This is a genomic window from Flavobacterium sp. Root186 (assembly GCF_001428525.1).
In the GTDB taxonomy this organism is placed as follows: domain Bacteria; phylum Bacteroidota; class Bacteroidia; order Flavobacteriales; family Flavobacteriaceae; genus Flavobacterium.
Genome location: NZ_LMHW01000003.1, coordinates 69,287 through 90,675, shown reverse-complemented (window position 1 = coordinate 90,675; position 21,389 = coordinate 69,287). Strand labels below are relative to the sequence as shown.

Below are 21,389 nucleotides of genomic sequence, written 5' to 3'. Positions count from 1 at the left end.
CGATTTACCATCAGCACCGTTTGTTCCGTCAGTACCTTTTATTCCGTCTAAATATTCGGCAATTGTTTTTCCGTCGTTGCCAGGAAGCTCTTTCCAGATTTCGAATGCTGATTTACCGTCAACTCCGTTTTCTCCTTTAAGACCCGCAACATATTCGTTCATATCTTTCCCGTCGTTTCCAGGAAGCTCTTTCCAGATTTCGAATGCTGATTTACCGTCAACTCCGTTTTCTCCTTTAAGACCCGCAACATATTCGTTCATATCTTTCCCGTCGTTTCCAGGAAGCTCTTTCCAGATTTCGAATGCCGATTTTCCATCAACTCCGTTTTCTCCTTTAAGACCCACAACATATTCGTTCATATCTTTCCCGTCGTTTCCAGGAAGCTCTTTCCAGATTTCGAATGCCGATTTTCCATCAACTCCGTTTTCTCCTTTAAGACCGGCAAMATATTCGTTCATGTCTTTTCCGTCGTTKCCAGGAAGTTCTTTCCAGATCTCRAATGCYGATTTACCATCAACTCCGTTTTCTCCTTTAAGACCGGCAACATATTCGTTCATGTCTTTTCCGTCGTTGCCAGGAAGCTCTTTCCAGATTTCGAATGCCGATTTACCGTCAGCACCATTTGCACCAGTAAGACCCGCAACATATTCGTTCATGTCTTTTCCATCGTTTCCAGGAAGCTCTTTCCAGATTTCGAATGCTGATTTTCCATCAATTCCGTTTTCTCCTTTAAGACCGGCAACGTATTCGTTCATGTCTTTCCCGTCGTTGCCAGGAAGCTCTTTCCAGATCTCGAATGCTGATTTACCGTTAGCACCAGTTTCTCCTTTGGCTCCGCTTACCGGAATCCATGCTCCTGTAGTAGTGTCTTTAATATAAATAATACCTGTATCTGTGTTAATCCAGGTAGTAATTCCTGCACCTGCGGCACCTGGAGTTCCATCTTTTCCAGGTACTCCTGACCCAGCACCTAATCCTGGAGCTCCTGGAAGACCGTCTTTACCATCTCTTCCATTTAATGGAATCCAGTTACCATCTGCATCACGTACATATACAATATTAGTTGTATTGTCAATGTACATTTTTACGCTAGGATCAATCGCTGGAGTTCCAGGGGCACCTGGTGCACCATTTCCACCAGCAATTCCTGCAGGTCCAGAACCTGCTTCACCTGCAAGAGATAATCTATTCCATCTGTTATCAAACCAATAGTAATAACCTGGTGTAATAACATCATTTTTAGTAGTATTGAATACTAATAAACTTTCTTTAGCATTCTTAATTGTAACATTGTCTGTAGGGCTTTGTAAAGGAATATTAGGTATTAAAATACCTTTGTCCTTAGCAAAAACCTCTAATTGAGCCGATGCATTTGGTGTCTTGGTACCGACACCAACCTGTGAATAAGCTGAAAAAGACCCTAATACAACAAATAAGGGGAGTAATCTATTTTTCATAACACTTAATTATTTTCTTAATTATCTATTATTCAAACATCTAAGTTTGAAGCTGCAAAGGTCTCCCTAAATACCTTTTTGATTTACCACCATAAGTTTTTAAAGTTATAAATTAAGGTTTTTGAGGTATTGTAGATCTATATTTAAGATGTGAAGATTTTTCAGCGATAAAAACAATCAGCTCATTAAATAAAGGAGATAACTTTTTTACCACAAAAACTTAAGGTGTTTTTTAAAATATTTTTTGGAGCTAATACCTTTTTTGTCATAGAAAGTTAAGGTGTCTCTCTTTGACATTAAAAATTGTTTTAATAGTATGAAACAGTATTAATTTATCAAAACAAGTTACAACGATAAAAAAGCAAAAAAATCAATCATTGACTATATCAAAATTTCTATAACAGCTGCAGAGGACATTGTAATAATGACATTTGGAGCATTTTTTGGTAAGTGATCTAACTGTAACCTGCGCTTGTGTATACTTTCTGCAAGTGTTTTGTTCGCAATACTGGCACTAGGAACCGAAGAAATGGCAATACATCCTGTGCATGAATACTTGAAATAATCCCTAAAAAAATAACAAAACCAAAATTGTTCTGTTTATTACACTTCTCAAAAAAATGTTTTCTTGTTATTCTCTTCTTTTGTAATAAAATAAAAGTCATTGATTTTTATTTTATTAGAATGAATTAATGAATGAATGAATTAATTCATTCATTAATTGGCAAAACCTATTCTTTCTAACTTCTTATATGAAGCTCTGTGATACATTATCAGTCTGCTCCCCCGTCTACACTGTCAAATGTTTCGCGTTCTTTAGGTTTAATAGTGTATTTGAGAGACACCATCGGACCGTAATAAACATCAAATTGGGTTCCGTTTGTTCGCAGCTGCATCTGCCCGATTATACCTGCCAAGAAATGAACATTTGGAGTAATACCAGCTGTGTAATATACAGACAGTCTGAAAATATCAAAATTTTCTTTTGCATAATCCTTCGATGCAAACTTAAGCATGAGTTCCGTGTAATAACCAATATTAGGCGCCAAAAACAACGGCTTGTTGCTGCGCTGTGTAAGAAAGTGGTTTACACCGAATCGCATTCTGATTCTGGGAATGGTCTGCTGTATTCCGTTTCTGTCGTCAAAAAATTTAGTTTCAAAACGGACTTGTTCAAAAATATTTCCTTTTGGCATATCCTGCGAAAATGTTCCCATTATAATCAATCTTTGTTCGAGAGTTTCATAATTGCCCATTTCTTCGACTGCAAACTTTTGATTGTGTGCGTATCCCAGCCATAATTTTATATTTTTAAAACCCGAATAAATAAGCCATGGCCTGACAACAACGCGCTGTGTATATTCAAAAGGATTTTTTGTATCATATGATCCCTGTGTTACGAGCTGTACATCTGCCTGACCGCTTAGATGCCATTTTTCATATATGGGAAAAGCTAAATCTCCCTCACTTATAGAAGCAGGAATAAAGCCCATTGTATAAGGCGGAGATGATTGTGCTCTTGAAACTTGTATTATCACTATAATACATAATGAAATCAAATTAGTTTTTAAGTTCCCCATAGTTACAGCTGATTAGAAAACAAACTAAAAAAAATACTTTTTAGCTTTGATTTTATTTCTTCTCTTCAATTTAACGGTAATTTAAATTCCATGATAAATTTTTGATTTGTTAAGAAATCATGCTATATAAAATTATCGTATTAATCTTTTTATATTTTATTAACAAACTAAAAACGTGCTTCGTTTTATAATTTGCAACCATTTTAGATTTTTTCAATATACCCATATTTACCTAACTATAAACACTTTAACAAAGAATATATTAAATCAAAAACAGTTTGTCATAATGGATCTATGACAGTATTTTTGGAAGCAGAAAACAGCTTCTTCTTAGAAATTAAAGTAACTATTTAGAGTGGGATAATTCCTGAACCCTTTCGTACTGTTTTTAGTAAGCATGCTATAATGCAGTAATAATAAATTCACTTCTTCTGTTGGCCTGATGCTGCTCTTCACTGCATTTAACACCATCATAACAGCCATTTACAAGTTTAGTTTCTCCATATCCTCTGCCTGTTAATCTATCAGGACTGATTCCATTTTTAACAAACCAGTTCATGGTAGCTTTTACCCTTCTCTCAGACAAAGATTCATTGTATTGATGTGTCTGACGGCTATCCGTGTAGGAACGAATGTCCAGCTTCATAGTCGGTTTTTGATTTAGTACATCCAGAATTTTTACTAAATCTACCGCTGCCTGAGGCTGTACTTCCGATTTATCCAAATCGAAATAAATCACTTTGATATCAAAACATTTTCCCAAATCACCGCCTACCGTTAATTTACAGCGTTCTTTATTCAGCGTTAGCAACACACTTGTTTTTCCTGTCATCTGAGCAATACTCACGTTTACTTCCTTTGTAGTATAATCTGTTTTTTCTACCCTTAAACTGTATGTATTACTGCAGTCAACATCAAAACTATAAAAGCCTTCCGGATCAGAAATACCAGTATTTAACAAAGTTCCATTTTTATACAATGACAATTTGGTTTCAGGCAGAACAATTCCTGTTTCCGAATCTGTAATTACACCATTTAAACTCTGAATACATTGTATTTTTTTCGTTTCTAAAAACTTATATATATCATCAGAGCCTTGTCCTCCGTCTTTGTTCGAGCTGAAATACCCTCTTCGGGAAACAGGATCAATTATATAGGCAAAATCATCTTTTGGGGAATTGATATCTGCCCCTACGTTCTGGATATCTGTTATAGTTCCATTACTCTGGATTTTACCCACAAAAACATCCAGACCACCAAGTCCGGGATGGCCATCTGAGGCAAAATAAATTTCATTTTCACTTGCAATATACGGGAAGGTTTCCCTACCTTCGGTATTAAGAGGTTTTCCCAGATTCTCAGGCGTGCCAAAGTTTCCCTCACCATTTATACTCACCTTATATATATCAGACTGCCCTAATGTTCCGGGTCTGTCAGAAGCAAAATATAAAGTCTTTTCATCAGCACTAAGCGCAGGATTTGCGGTGCTGTAAGCGTCACTGTTAAAAGGAAGTTCTGTTATATTGGACCATGTGCCGTTTTCAAGAGTGCCTTTATAAATTTTTATATAGGTAATTTTGTGATCATCTTTTCCTTTTCTGCCTTTGTTATAATTATTTCTGGTAAAATAGACTGATTTTCCATCTTTGGTAAAAACTGGAGAAGATTCATTAAATTTTGAATTTAAAGCCGTTTTGAATTTTTCAACTTTGGCAGAATCAATATCTGCCATATATAAATTGGTAAAATAGGTATCAGTCCATTTGTGGATTCGTTTAGAAAAATTCCCGGTATCCCGGGCTGATGCAAAATAAATTTTATTATTAAAAACAAAGGAACTATAGTCTGAAAATTTAGAGTTAATACCGGCATCTTCTACTTTATAACGTCCTGAATTAGCTTTTATAAGATCTAAATAATTCACATTATCTTTATATAATAAACCCCTGCTGTCATTATTAAATTTTGTATAAAACTCTTCTATAAATTTGTTCGACTGCTCAATTTGTCCTGTTGATTTTAAAGACTGGGCATATCTGTAATAATATTCAGGTTCAACTGCAGTTTTCATTGCAAATAATTCTTCGTACCATTTTGCAGCTGCTTCATAATCTGAATTAAAATAATAAGAATTGCCCAGTTTTTTCAACATATCTTCAGACTTGTACCCTTTGGCGGCAGCTCTTTCATACGTTTTAATGGCATTTATATATGCGTAGTTATTATAACTCTTATCAGCATCATTAATTTTGCTTTGCTGTGCATAACTCTTAAATGAAAAAATGCCTGCTATTGTCAGGTATATAATGATATAACTTTTCATAATTATTAATTTTAAAAGAAACGCGGTGTTGTCATTTTACTCGTTTTTTTAATAAATTCATATCTCAGGAAAATTTCATGCGATCCATAATTATAATTGTTCAGCTTAGTGGTTTCACGGTCGTAACCGTAACCCAAATAAAGGCCTTCTGTGATTTGAAACCCTGCCATAGCACTTAAAGAGGCACTCCATCGATACGTGACTCCAAGTACAAACCTGTCGATAAACATAAAATTGGCAGATATATCGGCCTGAATCGGGGCTCCTTCTACCATTTTAACCAGAACAGCAGGCTTGAATTTATAATATTCAAATCGATCGAGATTAAAGACATATCCTCCCATTAAATAATAATTGATCTTATCCTTATAAATGGCAATATCATCATCATCAAAACGATTAGTTTCGATAAAATTAGGAACTGATAAGCCTATATAAGCCTTATCAGAATGCCAGTATACTCCTGCTCCGATATTAGGAGAAAATTTATTATCAAGATCCTGAAACTGAGGATCTCCCTGATCTTCAGGGTTTAATTTGCTGATGTCCAGATTAAATAAATTAGCTGTTCCTTTAATACCAAAAGAGAGTCTGAAATCAGCAGAAGTCTGAAGGGTATAAGAAAAATCCAGAGACAGGTTATTTTCATTGCTTGGTCCGATTTTGTCATTAACAAGTGAAATTCCAACACCTAAATTGCTGTTATTTATAGGTGTATTGACAGAAAAAGTGCTGGTTTCAGGTGCTCCGTCAAGTCCAACCCATTGCGTTCTGTATAGACCAAAAATACTTAAAACTCCTCTGGAACCTGCATAGGCAGGGTTTATAGTGATGGTATTGTACATATACTGGGTATATTGCGCATCCTGCTGTGCATAACCGGTAATAGTTACGAACATAATGACCAAGGCAAATAATAATGTAGTTCTCATAGCACATAATTTATTATTCAATTCATTTTCATCTATTTCCTGAAGATTAAAACCTAATTTCCAGACAAATACAAATAACCTATTCTACTTACCGGTTCATTCAGATAAGTTGTATAGGTTATGACATAGAAATACGTTCCGTCCGGCAGTCCTTTTTGTCTGTTCACGGTAGCTCTTCCCTCAGAAATACCTCTAAAAGCAACCGATTGATTATCATAACCGTAAGCATCGTAAACAAGCACACCCCAGCGGTCATAAATTTGTACATAAGCATTAGAATAACATTTTATTCCATCTATTTTGAAGATCTCGTTTTTACCATCTCCATCTGGAGAAACGGCATTGTAAATTGTGACTTTACAGGCATTAAATTGTAAAATTGTTGGATCATCTTCCAGATTTGAATTATCATCAGAAAGGTCAGCTGCTTTTAATCCGTCAGGGCTTACTGCATTAACCTCAGCTTGATTTTGTACAAAACCTACATCAATATCTGCGGCTGTTAAAACATAGGCTGCTGTAAAGGACGCCGTATTTGTTTCTCCTTGTCTTAATATAATAGGACCTCCATTAATGATGATTCCAGGTTTAGGATCTTTTACTACAATGTTTACCAAAACAACATTTCCGGTATTGGTTACGGCAAAATGATAGGTTACGGTTTCTCCTATTTCGGCATATCCATTTTTATTTTCGTCATTGAATATTGCAGTTTTAATTAACGCTATTGAAGGTCGAAGCGTTAAGTCGATAACTGTTGGGTCATCATCTGCGGTTAAAGTCGGATCTGTGCTGTCTGAAACATCTGTAACCGGATTTCCTGTCGGATCATCTCCAATGGCAAGTGCGGTATTGATTACTTCTCCATTTGCAACATCGGCCACAGTTACCGTATACGATGCAGCTGCTGTTCCTGTTTCACCCGGTGCTAATGTACTTGGTGTTACCAATATTGCAGTTGTTGTGAGCATCGGATCTGTGATTTCTACATTCGTCAAAATAACATTTCCTGTATTTCTAACGGTAAAATTATAGTTGATAACAGAACCTGCGCCTCCGGTTCCTGTTAATTGTCCGCCTTTAATTAAAGTCAGATCTTTAAACTGAATCACCGGTGTAACGGTTGGATCGTCATCGCCAATAAGCGTTGGATCATCGCTGTCTGATAAATCCTGAATTGCAGTTCCAACCACAGGCTGAGCAATAACTAAAGCCTGATTTACTACAAATCCTGCATTAATATCGGCTTGTGTTAATACATAATTTCCTGTGTAATTTGTTGTATTGAACTGCCCTACGGCTAACGTAGCAATTGGAGTTCCGGCAATTGTCGCTTTTGGATCTGTAACAGTTACGTTATTCAAATCGATTGAACCCGTATTGGTAATTCTAAACGAATAACGAATCAGTTCTCCCGGCTGTGCATAACCATCACCATTCGTATCTGAGAAAACGCCTCGTTTAATCAAAGTAATTTCTGGTAAAGAAACCGAAATTTTAATGACTGCCTGATCACAATTTGCGGCATTTAGATTTTCGCAGATTTGATATACAATAGTATATATTCCCGATGATGTGCCTGCCGGTACATTAACTAATCCTGTTGTAATATCTAAAACGGGAATTGCTCCTCCTGAAATGGCATCTGCGGGTGACAATACGCTTATTGTAATTTGCGATAAAACTGGTGCTGTATTATCCAATAAATCATTAGTTAAAACATTCACCACATCATTTGCTCCGTCTGCACCATTTATTCCTGAAACGGCATCATCATTTGCGATAATTGGTCCTGAAATTACGGTTACAATAATATCGGCCTGACTGCAATTTGCTGGATTAAGAATTTCACAGATTTCATAACGAATGGTATAAGTTCCGCTTGGAGTCCCTGCAGGAACGCTTGCATTTCCTGTAACGATATCTAATGCTGGTACGGGGCCTGCATTAATTGCTGTAGCAGGCGTTACAACTCTAATCGTAATTTCAGCTAATTGTGCTGTAACTCCGTTTAAATTATCATTTACAATCGCATTTATTACATCGGCCTGACCGGTAAATCCATTTATATTGAGAACTGTATCATTATTGGCTTCGATTACTGCGGCGATAACGGTAATAAACACGGTTGCATCATCAAAATTTTCCGGATTTAAGTTTTCTGAAATTCGATACTGAATGCTATATAGTCCTGCCGGAGTCTGTGGCGGGACACTAATAATTCCGGTAGCAGGATCTAAAGATGGTACATTTGGATTTCCGTTAATAGAATCTGCAGGATCTAAAACAGTAATCGTAATTTGACTGATGTCAATAACAGCTGCTTTCGCCATTCTAGCTTCTATAGAAGAATCATTAAATGAATCGTTGTCCAAAACATTAAGCGCATTTGCAGAACCTACATATCCATTTATGTTCAGATCAATATCGTTATTAGCAATAATAGTTGCTGAATTGACCTCAACAATAATATCAGCCTCACTACAATTTATTGGATTCAGTTTTTCGCAAATTCCGTAATGAATAATATATGTTCCCGACGAAGTTTCTGTTGGAACATCGACGTTTCCAGTTGTTATATTTAATACTGGAATAGGGTTTCCTGACACATAATCCGGCGGAGTTGCTGTACTTATTGAAGTAATGTTTATTTGAGATAATGAAACTGGAATACCATTTAGCAAATCATTTGCAATTGCATTTACAATATTGATTGCACCTGTATATCCGTTAACGGGTGCGGGAGTATCATTTACTGCAAGAATAGCTGCCTTAACCCTAATTGTAATTGTTGCTGAATCTGTATTTGTAAGATTTGACTTTTCGCTTAAACGATACGTAATCGTATAAGTTCCAGAGGAAGTTCCAGACGGAACGTTTACAATTCCTGTATTTGGATCTAAAATTGGAATTGATCCGCCATTTATAGGAGCTGCAGGACTTAAAACTGTTATCTGTACTTCTGTTGAAACCGCCGGATTTCCGTTTAAAGTATCATTATCTAAAGCATTAATTACATTAATATTGTTTACAGATCCATCTATTATAGAGGATGGGTCATCATCAACTGCATCAATAACTGCCGGAATAACTGTAATCCTGATAACAGCTTCGTCACAATTAAAGGTGTTTAATTTGTCGCATATTTTATACACAATATAATACTCTCCTGCATGTGTACCTGCAGGAACATCTACATTTCCGGTCTGTACATTTAATTCAGGAACCGGAGCCCCATTAATTGAACTTGCTGGCGAAAGTAATGTACCGGTAGAATTTAGTAAGGTTACGGGACTTCCTTCTAAAATATCATTAGCATAAGCATTTACAACATTATTTGCTCCTGTATTGCCATTGATGTTTTCTGCAAGATCATCAGTTGCTATAATGGGAGGTTCAATAACAACAATAGTAATAGCAGCTTCATCACAGTTTAACGGATTTAGTTTATCACAGAGCAGATACCTTATTTGATAAGCTCCTGCAGGAGTTCGTTCAGGAATAGTTACAAATCCTGTTGAAGTTAATAAGAATGGAACCAAACCTCCATTAATTGGAGCTGCAGGAGAAATTATGGTACGTGTTACCAAATCTAAATTGGTTAGAAGTACTCCATCATATTTATCATTTGTCATAAAGGCATTCAATACATCCGGAGCTCCTAAATAACCATTAACATTAGTAATCAAATCATCTTCGGCAAGAATTGCTGGAGTATTTACTATCACTATAATTGTGGCCTGACTACAATTTGCAGGATTTAATTTTTCGCAAATTTCATATTCTATCGTATATGTTCCTGCTGAAGTCAATGGTGGTACATCTACATTCCCGGTTAATAAATTTATAAACGGAACATTTCCATTTATTGAAGTTATAGGTGCACTTGTATTAAGAGAATGAATATTGACCTGAAGAAACGATACAGGTAAACCATTTAAAGAATCATTTCCTAAGATGTTTACAACATTGTTTGCACCAGAATATCCGTTTATAGAATTTGCAAAATCGTTATTAGCAGTAATTAACGGTGCAGAAACATTGATAACAATATCAGCTTCACTGCAGTTTAAAGGGTTCAATTTCTCGCAGATGCTATAATGAATAGTATAAATTCCTGCTGCCGTTCCTGCCGGAATATCAACATTTCCTGTTATCGAGTTTAATACAGGAACAGGGTTTCCTGCATCGTAATTTAAGGGCGTTGCTGTACTTATCGAAGTAATATTAATTTTAAGCAACTGAATATCCAATCCATTCAACCTGTCGTTTGTAATGGCATTTATGGCATTATTAGCACCCATAAATCCGTTTATATTTACTGTATCATTATTGGCAATAATAGTTGGAGGTACTACATTAATTGTTATTACAGCAATGTCAAAGTTCGAAGTATTGATATTTTCGCTTAAGCGATATTCTATAACATAATTTCCAGCCACTGTTCCAGCCGGAACAGTTACATTTCCGGCTACAGGATCTAAAATTGGAATTGCTCCGCCATTAATAGAAACCGCTGGAACAATATTACTAATTGTAACCTGAGACGGAATTACTGTGACTCCGTTTAAGGTATCATTGGTTAGAACATTTACAACATTTGCTGCGCCTGTAAACCCGTTAATGTTATGTGCAGTATCGTTAACAGCATCAATTGGCGCTCCAATGACATTAATGTAAATCGTTGCATCGCTGCAATTGGTTGTGTTTATTTTTTCGCAGATATGATATTTAATTTCATAATCTCCAGCCGGAGTTACCGCAGGAACGCTTACATTTCCGGTTAACGGCTGTAAAACAGGAACTAAACCTCCGTTTATAGACATTGCAGGCGTATCGACTGTAATATTGATCTGATTTATGTTTGTAATTACTCCGTTAAGCGTATCATTTACTAAAACATCTATAGCATTTACAGTTGTAACATAACCATTTATATTAGCTATAGTATCGTTATTTGCTTCAATTACCGGCGCTGTAACTTCAATAGTAATTATTGCGGTGTCGTTGTTGGTAAGATTTAATTTTTCGCTCAGGCGATAGGTTATAAAATAATTTCCTGCTGCAGTACCTGCGGGAACGCTTACATTTCCGGTCAAAGGATTTAATACTGGAACAAGACTTCCGTTAATAGGAATTGCAGGTATTAAAACATCGATCTGAACTTCTGACGGAATTACCAAAACTCCATCGAAAGTATCATTGTCTAATGCATTTATTACACTTGGGTTTCCTGTAAATCCATTTACAGAAGCAAAAGGAATATCATTTTCTGCAACAATTGGAGCAGAAATAACTGTAATGGTTATTGCAGCCTGATCACAATTGCCTGCATTTAGGTTTTCACAAATCTCATATACAAATTTATATTCTCCCGCAGGAGTTTGAGCTGGCACGCTGACAAATCCTGTCGCAGTATCAAATAATGGAATTGGGCCGCCGTTTATGGAACCGGGAGAAGAAATAACAGTTGTTGTTATTGTTGAAAGATCAAGTGCTCCTCCATTTAATAAATCATTATCATAAGCATTTAAAGCATCAGCTGCTCCGGCATAACTATTTACATTAGCCAAAATATCATCTGCAGCAACAATTGACGATGCGATTACATTTATAGTTATAATAGCATCATCACAATGACCCGGATTAAGGTTTTCACACAACTGGTATTTAATCTGATATTGCCCTGCCGGAGTTCCTGCCGGAATATTTACTCTTCCGGTTGCTGCAATTAATTCGGGAACCGGACCACCGTTTATTGGCGAAGGAGGAACTAAAATTGTTGGCGTAATCTGACCTGCTAAATTTATATTTATTGCATTGCCGTTAAAAGTATCATTACTAGTGTAAGCATTTATAATATTTGATGCGCCACTATAACTGCTTACATTATTGACAATATCATCATTTGCAGCAATTGGTGCTGCATCTACAACAATGGCAATACTGGCATCTGAACAGTTGGCCGGATTTAGTTTTTCGCAAATATGGTAGGTGATGTAATACGTATCTGCCGGAGTTCCTTCAGGCACGCTAATCCAGCCTGTCGTTGTACTAAATACAGGAACATTCGCTCCAGGATATAACGGAGCAGCCGGTAATTCTTGTGTTACAATAATTTCATTAAAATTTGCCGATGTTATTTGTACACCGTTTAATGTATCATTATCCAATGCATTTATCGCATTTGGCTGTCCAATAAAACCATTAATATTTTCTACTCTGTCATCATCTGCATCAATAATTGTTGTTCCAACCTGAACCAAAATACTGGCTGTATCACAATTTAATGGTGCACCGATTTCACATATTCTATATTTAATTTCATAAAGTCCTTTGACAGTTCCTGACGGCACATTAACATTACCTGTTGTAATATCCAATACCGGAACTGTTGTAACTAAAGGATCAACTGGCAATGCCGGATTAGTTATACTCAGTGTTACATTGGATAATGTTGCCTGAAGACTGGCTAATCTGTCATTTGTCAGCGCGTTGATTACATTAGCCGCTCCAACATAGCCATCTACTATAAAGGGCACAATATCAATTCTTGCATCAATACCAGCAGTAGTCACATTAATTGTTTCAGTAGTTGTAGAGCAATTAGTCGGATTTCCTATTTGACAAATAGTGTAAGTTAAAGTATAATCGTCTGCTGGTGTTCCCGGTGCTACTGAAATTGTATTTGCAGAAGAATCAAAATTTAAATAACTCGAGATTGAATTTATTGTAACAATAACATCCGACTGATTTAAAATTACGCCATTTAAGGTATCACTATCTAATATTGTCTGGGTTCCGGTATTTCCTCCGGCATCACCAGAAATTGAGGCAAAAGTTTCAGGTACAGCACAAATTCTATCAAAAATAGTGAATGTCGTACCTGAAGAGATACAAGTATTTAGACCAATCCTTCTCACATAAACAGTAACATTTCCCGAGGGTAATCCTGTAAAAATATTACTGGCTTGAAAAGTGGTTCTGTCCATACTATATTCATAACCTGTTCCTAAATCAGGATTGGTAATAGAAATCGTTCCCGTAGCATTGATGCAAGATGGCTGTTGCGTTACAGAACCAATAGGAACTGCAGGTATATCAAATACATTTAAGGCTACCTCATTCGAAACAGTCTCGCAGCCTGACTGAGATTGCGAAATTAGAACTCTAAAATATCTGTTTCCTGAAGTTGTATAAGCTGGTGTTGTATAAGATGAAGTTGTTCCGCCTGTACCGTCAGTTACATTAGTGTAAGGTCCTGCTAGTACATTTGCCGTTTGCCATTGATACAATAAAGTTCCTGACGGAATATTTCCCGAAGCGGTTACTGTAAAAGTATAACTCTGGTTAACACAGACTTCGCCATCTGCAGGCTGTGAACTTATAATTGGTGACTCGAAAACATCAACTTTTGCTGCACTTGAATTTACAACACCACAGCCAATTCCGGAATCTGTAACTTGCAATCTGTAAAAAGTATCTGTGGTGACTATTCCTGTAGTATAGCTGATTGTATTTGCTCCCGTGCCATCAACAACATTTGCCCATCCGCTAGTTCCATTTAAAGATTCCTGCCATTGGTATGTATAAGCACCAGAGCCGCTCGTTACTCCTGATGACATTGTAAATGTTCCTCCTTCGCAAATATTTCCTCCCACAGGTTGTGTGATTATAATTGGATCAGGAATTACTGTTGCAACAACCGTATTACCAATCAATGTACAACTTGGAGCTGAAGAAGTTATTACAGCACGATAATAAGTAGTTGCCGTTAATCCTGCAGAGGTATAATTTGCTGTTGTACCTCCTGTTCCGCTAGAAACATTAGTCCATGATGTAGTGCCGTTTGGCGACCTCTGCCATTGATACGAGAAGGCCGCAGAACCACCATTTGCCGAAGCTAGTGTTGATAAAGAAATTGTTCCGCCAACACAAACTGTAGCCGGAGCAACGGGTTGTACTGTAATAGTTGGAATAATAACTGCTGCTATATTGGAAGTCAAAGGATCACATCCCTGAGTTCCATCAGAAATGGTTACTACATAATAGGTATTTTGAGTTAGAGCCGTAGTTGTATAGGATGCTGAATTTGCTCCGGGAATATCATTATAGGGTCCTGCAATATTGACCGAATTTTTCCATTGATAAATGTAATTTCCAGAACCTCCGCTTACCGCAACATTTAGAGTTGCATTCGATCCGCTGCAAATATTAGTTCGCAATGCCGGCTGAGTTGTAATTGAAATATCTGACAAGACAATAACTGTTGCTACAGTAGAAGTTGTGGTTGTACAGCCATTTCCGTTTGCAGAAACATCAACTTTGTAATAGGTGGTCTGTGTTAAAGCAGGCGTTGTATAAGTCGCAGCTGTTGCTCCCGAAACAGCAGTAAACGTACTATTATCTGTACTGCTGAACCATTGGTAATTTAAACTCGGAGTTCCGTTTGAAGCGGTTATTGATAAAGTATAATTTCCACCTGAACATATTGTTGTTCCCGTTGGCTGAACTGTAATCAAAGGATCCGGAACAACTGTTGCTGTAACCACATTCGAAGTCAGTACACAATTTGTAACTGATGAAGTAACCAAACATCTAAACTGCGTTGTTGCATTCAATATATCCGAGGCAAAATTAGGAGTTGCTGCCGTAGCATTGGTTTCATTCATAAAACCTGAACCTGAATCGCTTTGCCATTGATAACTAAATGTGCCTGTTCCTCCGTTTAAGGATGCTGTTATGCTAATATTTACAATTCCGCCAACACAAATAGGTATGGGATTTACCGGCTGTGTCGTAATCCTTGTAACAAACACAGGAACTGCATTCGAATAAACTTCACAACCACTATAAATTTGAGTAATTCTAACACGATAATATAAATTTGATGTTAATGCTGCTGTTGTATATGTGTTTGTTGTTGCACCTGTTCCACCAGAAACATTTGACCAGCCCGAAGTTCCATTTGTAGAACTTTGCCATTGATAAGCCAAAACTCCGCCTGAATTATCTCCTGAAGCTGTAACCGTCATAGTATGCGTTCCACCTGAACATATTGTATTTCCTATTGGCTGTTGACTTATAACAGGATCCGGAATTACAGTAATCAAGACACTATTTGAAGTTACTAATCCACAGCCATTTCCTGTGGCTGAAACATCCACGCGATAATAGGTGTTTGAAGTAAGTGCCGGAGTGGTATATGTATTTACATTTGCACCCGAAATTAAAGTATAACTAACGTTGTCTGCACTGCTGTACCATTGGTAATTTAAACCCGGAGTTCCTCCTGTTGCGGTAACAGACAACGTAAAACTTCCGCCTGTACAGACAATTCCGTTTGACGGCTGTGCGGTAATATTAGGATCTATCACAATGGCTGCCGTAACAATATTTGAGGTCAAAACACAATTTGTTACCGATGAAGTAACCAAACATCTAAATTGTGTTGTTGTATTTAATGGATTTGAAGTAAAACCAGGGGTTGTGGCAGATGCATTACTTTCATTTACAAATCCTGAACCCGAATTGCTTTGCCATTGATAACTTAATGTACCTGCTCCTCCGTTTAATGAAGCTGTAATATTGATATTTACCACACCGCCAACACAAACTGGCGCAGGTGTTGCGGGTTGTGCTGTAATTGTAACTACGTTAACCAATGCAGGATTTGAAAAAGCTTCACAGCCACTTCCCGCCTGCGATATTCTTGCTCTAAAATATAGATTTGAAGTTAATGCCGATGTGGTATAAGTATTTGTTGCTGCTCCACTTCCACCCGAAACATTTGTCCAGTTTGAAGTTCCATTTACAGAGCTTTGCCATTGATAATTAAGTGTCCCGGCAGAAAGATTCGTTGTTGTTGCCGTCACACTCAAAGTATGTGTTGAGCCCGAACAAATTGTGTTGCCTGTTGGTTGTGATGAAACCAAAGGATCAGCAATAATCGTTAGTTTAGCAATATTGCTTGTAATTTGAGTACACGAATTAGAGACATTTACCCTGTAATAATATTCCCCAGCTGTTGAAGCACTATTTGTTGTATAAGAAGCATTCGTTTGTCCTGAAATATCAGCCCAGCCGGAAATTCCGTTAGCTGAACTTTGCCATTGATAAGTATAAGGATTTAAACTTCCTGAAGGAGTTGTGTTTAAAGTTAAGGTGCCGCCCTGACAAATAATAGAATCACTTATTAAGGCAGAAGTGGTTAAATCTGATGGCTTTTCGATATTTACCTCATCAGAATATGGCGTACATGAACCACTTATAATTGTCCATTTAAGTCTTGTTGTTCCAACAGAAATATTGGTAACAGTTGAATTAAATGCATTTGGATTTGTAATAACAGCAGTATTTCCGGCATTCAAAACAAATGTCCAGGTTCCCGTTCCTGATAGAGGATTATTTCCGTTTAGAGTTGCAGTTGTTGTATTACAAATCGTTTGATCTGATCCTGCATCTGCCAATGGCGGTAACGGATTTATTGTTACTGCGACATCACTTGAACTTGAAGGGCAGCTTCCGCTAGAAATCGTCCATCTAAAAACATAAGTTCCCGCCTGAGTTCCAAATACTGCTGTAGTGGGTGAATTGACATCGGCAAAAACAGCTGTTGTACCGCCAGAAACCTGCGTCCATAAACCCGTTCCAACAGTTGGAACATTTCCATTTAAATTTACTGCTTCAAACTGACAGACTGAAATTGGTGTTCCTGCATTTGATGTTGATGGCAAAGGCTCAACTGTTAATGTCATATCATCAAATAACGAACAGGAAAGATTTGTTGATGTCCAACGCAATATATAAGTTCCTACACCATTGGGTGTAAATATTGAACTCGGACTTGCCGAATTTGAAAATACGCCGCCAAAAGGTCCGCTAAACTGCGACCACGCACCTGTTCCTATAGCAATCGTATTAGCAGCTAAAGTTGCAGTAGAAGATTCACAAATTGTTTGATCTGGCCCCGCACTTGGTTTTGTTAAATCTGCTGTCACGGTAACTTGAACAATATCTGTTGTAGGCGTACATATTGTGCCGTTGGTTACTGTCCATCTAAAAACATAAATTCCTCCTGTTACTGTTAAATTTGAAACTGTAGTGCCGGGTAAAATTTCAGAACTAAAAACTGCTGTAGTTGGTCCTGAATCCTGTGTCCATTTTCCTGTTCCTACAGTTGGTGCAGCTGCTGTAAGATTGGCAGTTGACCCACAAATAGTATTATCTGGACCGGCATCAGCAATCGAAGGCGCATTCGAATAAACCACTCTTACCTGATCTGAACTGATACAGGTTCCTGAACTTACTGTCCAGTTAAAGACATAAATTCCAAAACCCGGATTACTATAAATTGCATTTGGATCATTCACATTTGAAAACGTTCCCACATTTGGCCCTGCCAAAATTGTCCATTCTCCCGTTGTTCCAATATCTGGCGGAGTTGCACCAAGCTGAATCTGCTGTACTGGTATATTGGCCCCGCATAAATCTTGATCTGGCCCCGCATTGGGCGGAACTGCAACACTTCCGTTGATTGTTACACTTATATCATCAAATGTTTGCGGGCAAGATCCCTGAGCCGGAATTGTATATCTAAAAAAATACACACCCGGCGTTAAACCTGTCACAGATGCGCTGTTGTTTCCAGTTTGTGTAATGGTTGGCGGTGGAGGCGTTCCTCCTGAAACATAAGTCCATGTTCCTGTACTTCCATCATTCCCAACTAAATAAAGTGGCCCTTCTAGACAAGTTGCATAATCAGATCCTGCTGCTGCGGCTTCGGTTATATTTATGGTTACCTGATCACTACTATTCGGACAATTTATTCCATTTCTGACTGTCCATATTAAAACATATTGACCCGTTATTAAACTGGATAATGTTGATGTGGGTGATGTTACATCAGAAAAAACAGGCGAATTCGGTCCGCTGCTTAAAGACCAAATGCCGTTTCCTATCGCAGGCGGCGTTGCATTTAACGCTATAGTAGATACATTACATGCTGTTTGATCTGATCCTGCAATTGCCTGCGAGGGCGCTTCATCTATATTTAATTGTACCGAATCTGAAGAAGAAGCACAAACTCCTCTGAAAATGGTCCATTTATAACCCCACGAACCTGTTGTTAAACCAGTAATTGTTGTAGTAGGACTTGAAGGATTTGTAATTACGGGCCCGTCACCACCACTCACGAATTCCCATAAACCGGTCTCTCCTGCTGCGGGCGTGTTTCCTGTTACGGTTACTGTACTTCCGCAAATACTTTGATCCGCCCCTGCTTGAGCAACAGTAATTGTTGGTGCAATTGTTATGTCTATAAAATCATCATCATTTATACAGCCAACATTACTTATTGTCCATCGAAACTGATAATTGCCATCGCTTAAACCTGTAACGGTTGTATTATATTGAGCCGGATTTGTTATGGTGGCCGCTGTTCCTAAAACCTGAGTCCACAATCCTGTTCCCGGAGAAGGATCATTTGCAGCCAAAGTTATTGTTGAGGTTCCTGTTGGAAAACATTGATCCGGTCCAGCATCTGCAGTATCGCCTTGTAAATTATTTGTCTCAACATTAACAGTATCTGTCGATCCCCCGCAGCCGTTTGAAATAGCCCAGGTAAAAGTATAAACTGTATTTGCCGATAATCCTGAAGCAATAGCAGCAGGATCATGTAAGTCACTAAAACTGATTCCACTGCTTGGCGAAACTGTCCAAGTACCAATTTCATTCTCAAGTGTCGAATTTCCTTGTAACTGAACCGGTGCTCCATAACAAATAGACTGATCATTTCCGGCATTAGCAATAGTTGGAGTTACACTCGAAACTATAATTTTAGAAATACTTTGTGTAACGTCACAGGCGGCACCTCCGGAAATTGTCCATCTAAACTCATAACTTCCGTTTATTAATGAAGAAACAGTAGTTGTTGCATCTGTCACATCTAAAAAAACAGCAGTTGAAGGGCCTGAAACCTGCGACCATCTTCCTCTTCCTCTTGTTGGAATATTTCCTGCCAAAACAGCTGTAGTTAAATTACAGGCCAAAACCTGTGTTGTACCTGCATTTGAACCTGCTGGCTGTGCGGATGAAATTATAACAACATCATCATAAACCGTTTCACATAAACTTCCTGCATTCGGTTTTTTTATTACTCTTACAATATAAGTTCCTGAAAACAATAATTGATCAACGATAAAACTATTGCCTGAAAAATTAACTAAAGGTGTTGGATAGGAAGGATAAGGAGGATTCAAAATCGGATTTACAATTGGCCCGCTGACAATTTGCCAACTCGTTTGACCGCTTCCTACTGAAGTTACCGGAATTGTTGTTGTAAAAACATTACAATCCAATGCCTGATCCGGCCCGGCTGTTATCGATATTAGGTTTTCTAAAACCACAGTATGCGTTCCTGTGCTTACACAATTGGTAACGCTATTGGTTAATGTATATAGAAAAGTATAAGTTCCAAGACTTGTCATTCCTGTTACCAATGTTGAGGAAGAAGTTGGATTTACAATATTGGCTGTTGGTCCTCCGGTCTGCGTCCATTGTACCGATTCATTTACGTATAATGGTATTGTCCCTTGTAAGATTGTTGACCTTCTTCCATCACAATAATATAATGATGAGTCGGCTACATCAGTAACATCCGCAGTTGGCGGCGGAACTGTAACGATTACTTCATCAAAACCATTTGCACATGATCCTGCAACTGTCCATCTAAAAACATAAGTTCCTTCAACCAATCCGCTTACGTTTGTATTATTTGCGTTTGCGTTTGAAAAATTGGGAATATTCGGACCAGAAACCACCGTCCATGTTCCTTGCTGCTGTCCGGGCGTTGTACCGCCAAAACTGCCGTTTAAATTTATATTTTGTGTGGCAGAGTAACAATTAGAAAGTGTAATATCTGTTCCTGCGCTAACAGGTTCTATTCCGCCTAAAGTAGAAATAACAACTTCATCAAAAGAACTACAACCGGAAGCAGTATTTGATATCGTCCAGATTAATGAAGTGTTTCCTGAACTTGTACCAGAAACCGTAATTGTAGTATTTGGCGAATTAGGATTATTAATAGTTATTCCTGCATTATTTGGGCCATTTATACTCCATGTCCCTGTTTCAGAAGCACCCGGCAAATTTCCGTTTAACGAATAATTACCATAGCAATAGGTTTGATCTGTACCTGCGCTTGCAAAAGTAAGCGGCAAAATAGTTATATACACATCATCAAAAATTGTTGACCCATCTGCACATTGAGCAGTTAATCTAAATCCGTATGTATTTCCCGCTACAGCACCTGTTACTAAGGCCTGAACTAAATTGGGAGTAGTTATATTAACCGCATTTCCGGAAATCTGAGTCCAAAATGGCTCTTTTAAATAATCAGCACCAACATCAGTATTGGCAGTTCCAAATAAATAAAACTGATCCGGAGGCAATACTAATTGACCTCCTGGACACTGCGTCCTGTCTGCGTTTGCATTTACAGTACAATTTTGCGAAAATGATAATAATGGTAAAAAAAGAAAAAAAAGAAAAACCATTTTTTTTACAATATTATTACCTGATAATAAGTAATTTAACTTCATAAATCATTTATTTAAAATTAAAAAAATGAATTTTATGATTATTTAAAATCTAATATTTCAAATAATACTAAAGGGATAACAACAAATGAAACTGTATTACATTAATGGTAATTTGAGTACAAAGGCAGTAAAAGATGTTTTTATTATTATCAATTGAAAAGGCGGCTTACGAACACAATCACAAGAAGTTGATATACTGACAATTAAATCAAATTTATAAAATATATTAAAGTAAAATCTTATTTTATTTAAGTTAAAAGAATTAAAAAGCTTATTTTTTTAATAGTACATGCTAACTATCCAGGAATTATTTAAATAAAAACAATTGAGCAATACTAAAAAAACCTATAAAACATCTACTAACAACAAGATAGATACTAAGTTTTTTTTTGATAAATTAATGAAGGAGATGATTTTTCAGATATATGAATTTGGTTAAAAAATTGGTTGCAAATTATAATTTGAAACAATATTTATTTTCCAATAGGTGTATTTT

Annotated in this window: 4 protein-coding genes and 1 pseudogene; all 5 read right to left on the bottom strand. The window is 37.2% G+C overall.

Translation table 11 applies throughout. The features are described 5' to 3' along the window. A pseudogene (locus tag ASD98_RS03080) lies at nucleotides 1-1,458 on the bottom strand (hypothetical protein); the annotation flags it as partial. 773 nt (nucleotides 1,459-2,231) lie between these two features. Further along, the gene (locus tag ASD98_RS03075; RefSeq protein WP_056200081.1) at nucleotides 2,232-3,038 is read right to left on the bottom strand and encodes a DUF2490 domain-containing protein; all 807 of its coding nucleotides are present in this window, start codon (nucleotides 3,036-3,038) and stop codon (nucleotides 2,232-2,234) included. A 400-nt stretch (nucleotides 3,039-3,438) separates the two neighbouring features. Further along, on the bottom strand, nucleotides 3,439-5,361 hold the full coding sequence (locus tag ASD98_RS03070; protein WP_056200077.1) for an OmpA family protein: 1,923 nt from the start codon (nucleotides 5,359-5,361) through the stop codon (nucleotides 3,439-3,441). Between the two features lie 11 nt (nucleotides 5,362-5,372). Beyond that, a complete protein-coding gene (locus ASD98_RS03065; RefSeq protein ID WP_056200075.1) occupies nucleotides 5,373-6,293 on the bottom strand; it encodes a type IX secretion system membrane protein PorP/SprF in 921 nt (306 codons plus the stop codon). 53 nt (nucleotides 6,294-6,346) lie between these two features. Continuing rightward, a complete protein-coding gene (locus tag ASD98_RS03060) occupies nucleotides 6,347-20,893 on the bottom strand; it encodes a gliding motility-associated C-terminal domain-containing protein (RefSeq protein ID WP_056200072.1) in 14,547 nt (4,848 codons plus the stop codon). Nucleotides 20,894-21,389: the final 496 nt, after the last annotated feature.

Bases quoted from the DNA above. Each gene is read 5' to 3' on its own strand.
- ASD98_RS03070 (WP_056200077.1), bottom strand. From the start codon at position 5,361: ATGAAAAGTTATATCATTATATACCTGACAATAGCAGGCATTTTTTCA.
- ASD98_RS03075 (WP_056200081.1), bottom strand. From the start codon at position 3,038: ATGGGGAACTTAAAAACTAATTTGATTTCATTATGTATTATAGTGATA.
- ASD98_RS03060 (WP_056200072.1), bottom strand. From the start codon at position 20,893: ATGAAGTTAAATTACTTATTATCAGGTAATAATATTGTAAAAAAAATG.
- ASD98_RS03065 (WP_056200075.1), bottom strand. From the start codon at position 6,293: ATGAGAACTACATTATTATTTGCCTTGGTCATTATGTTCGTAACTATT.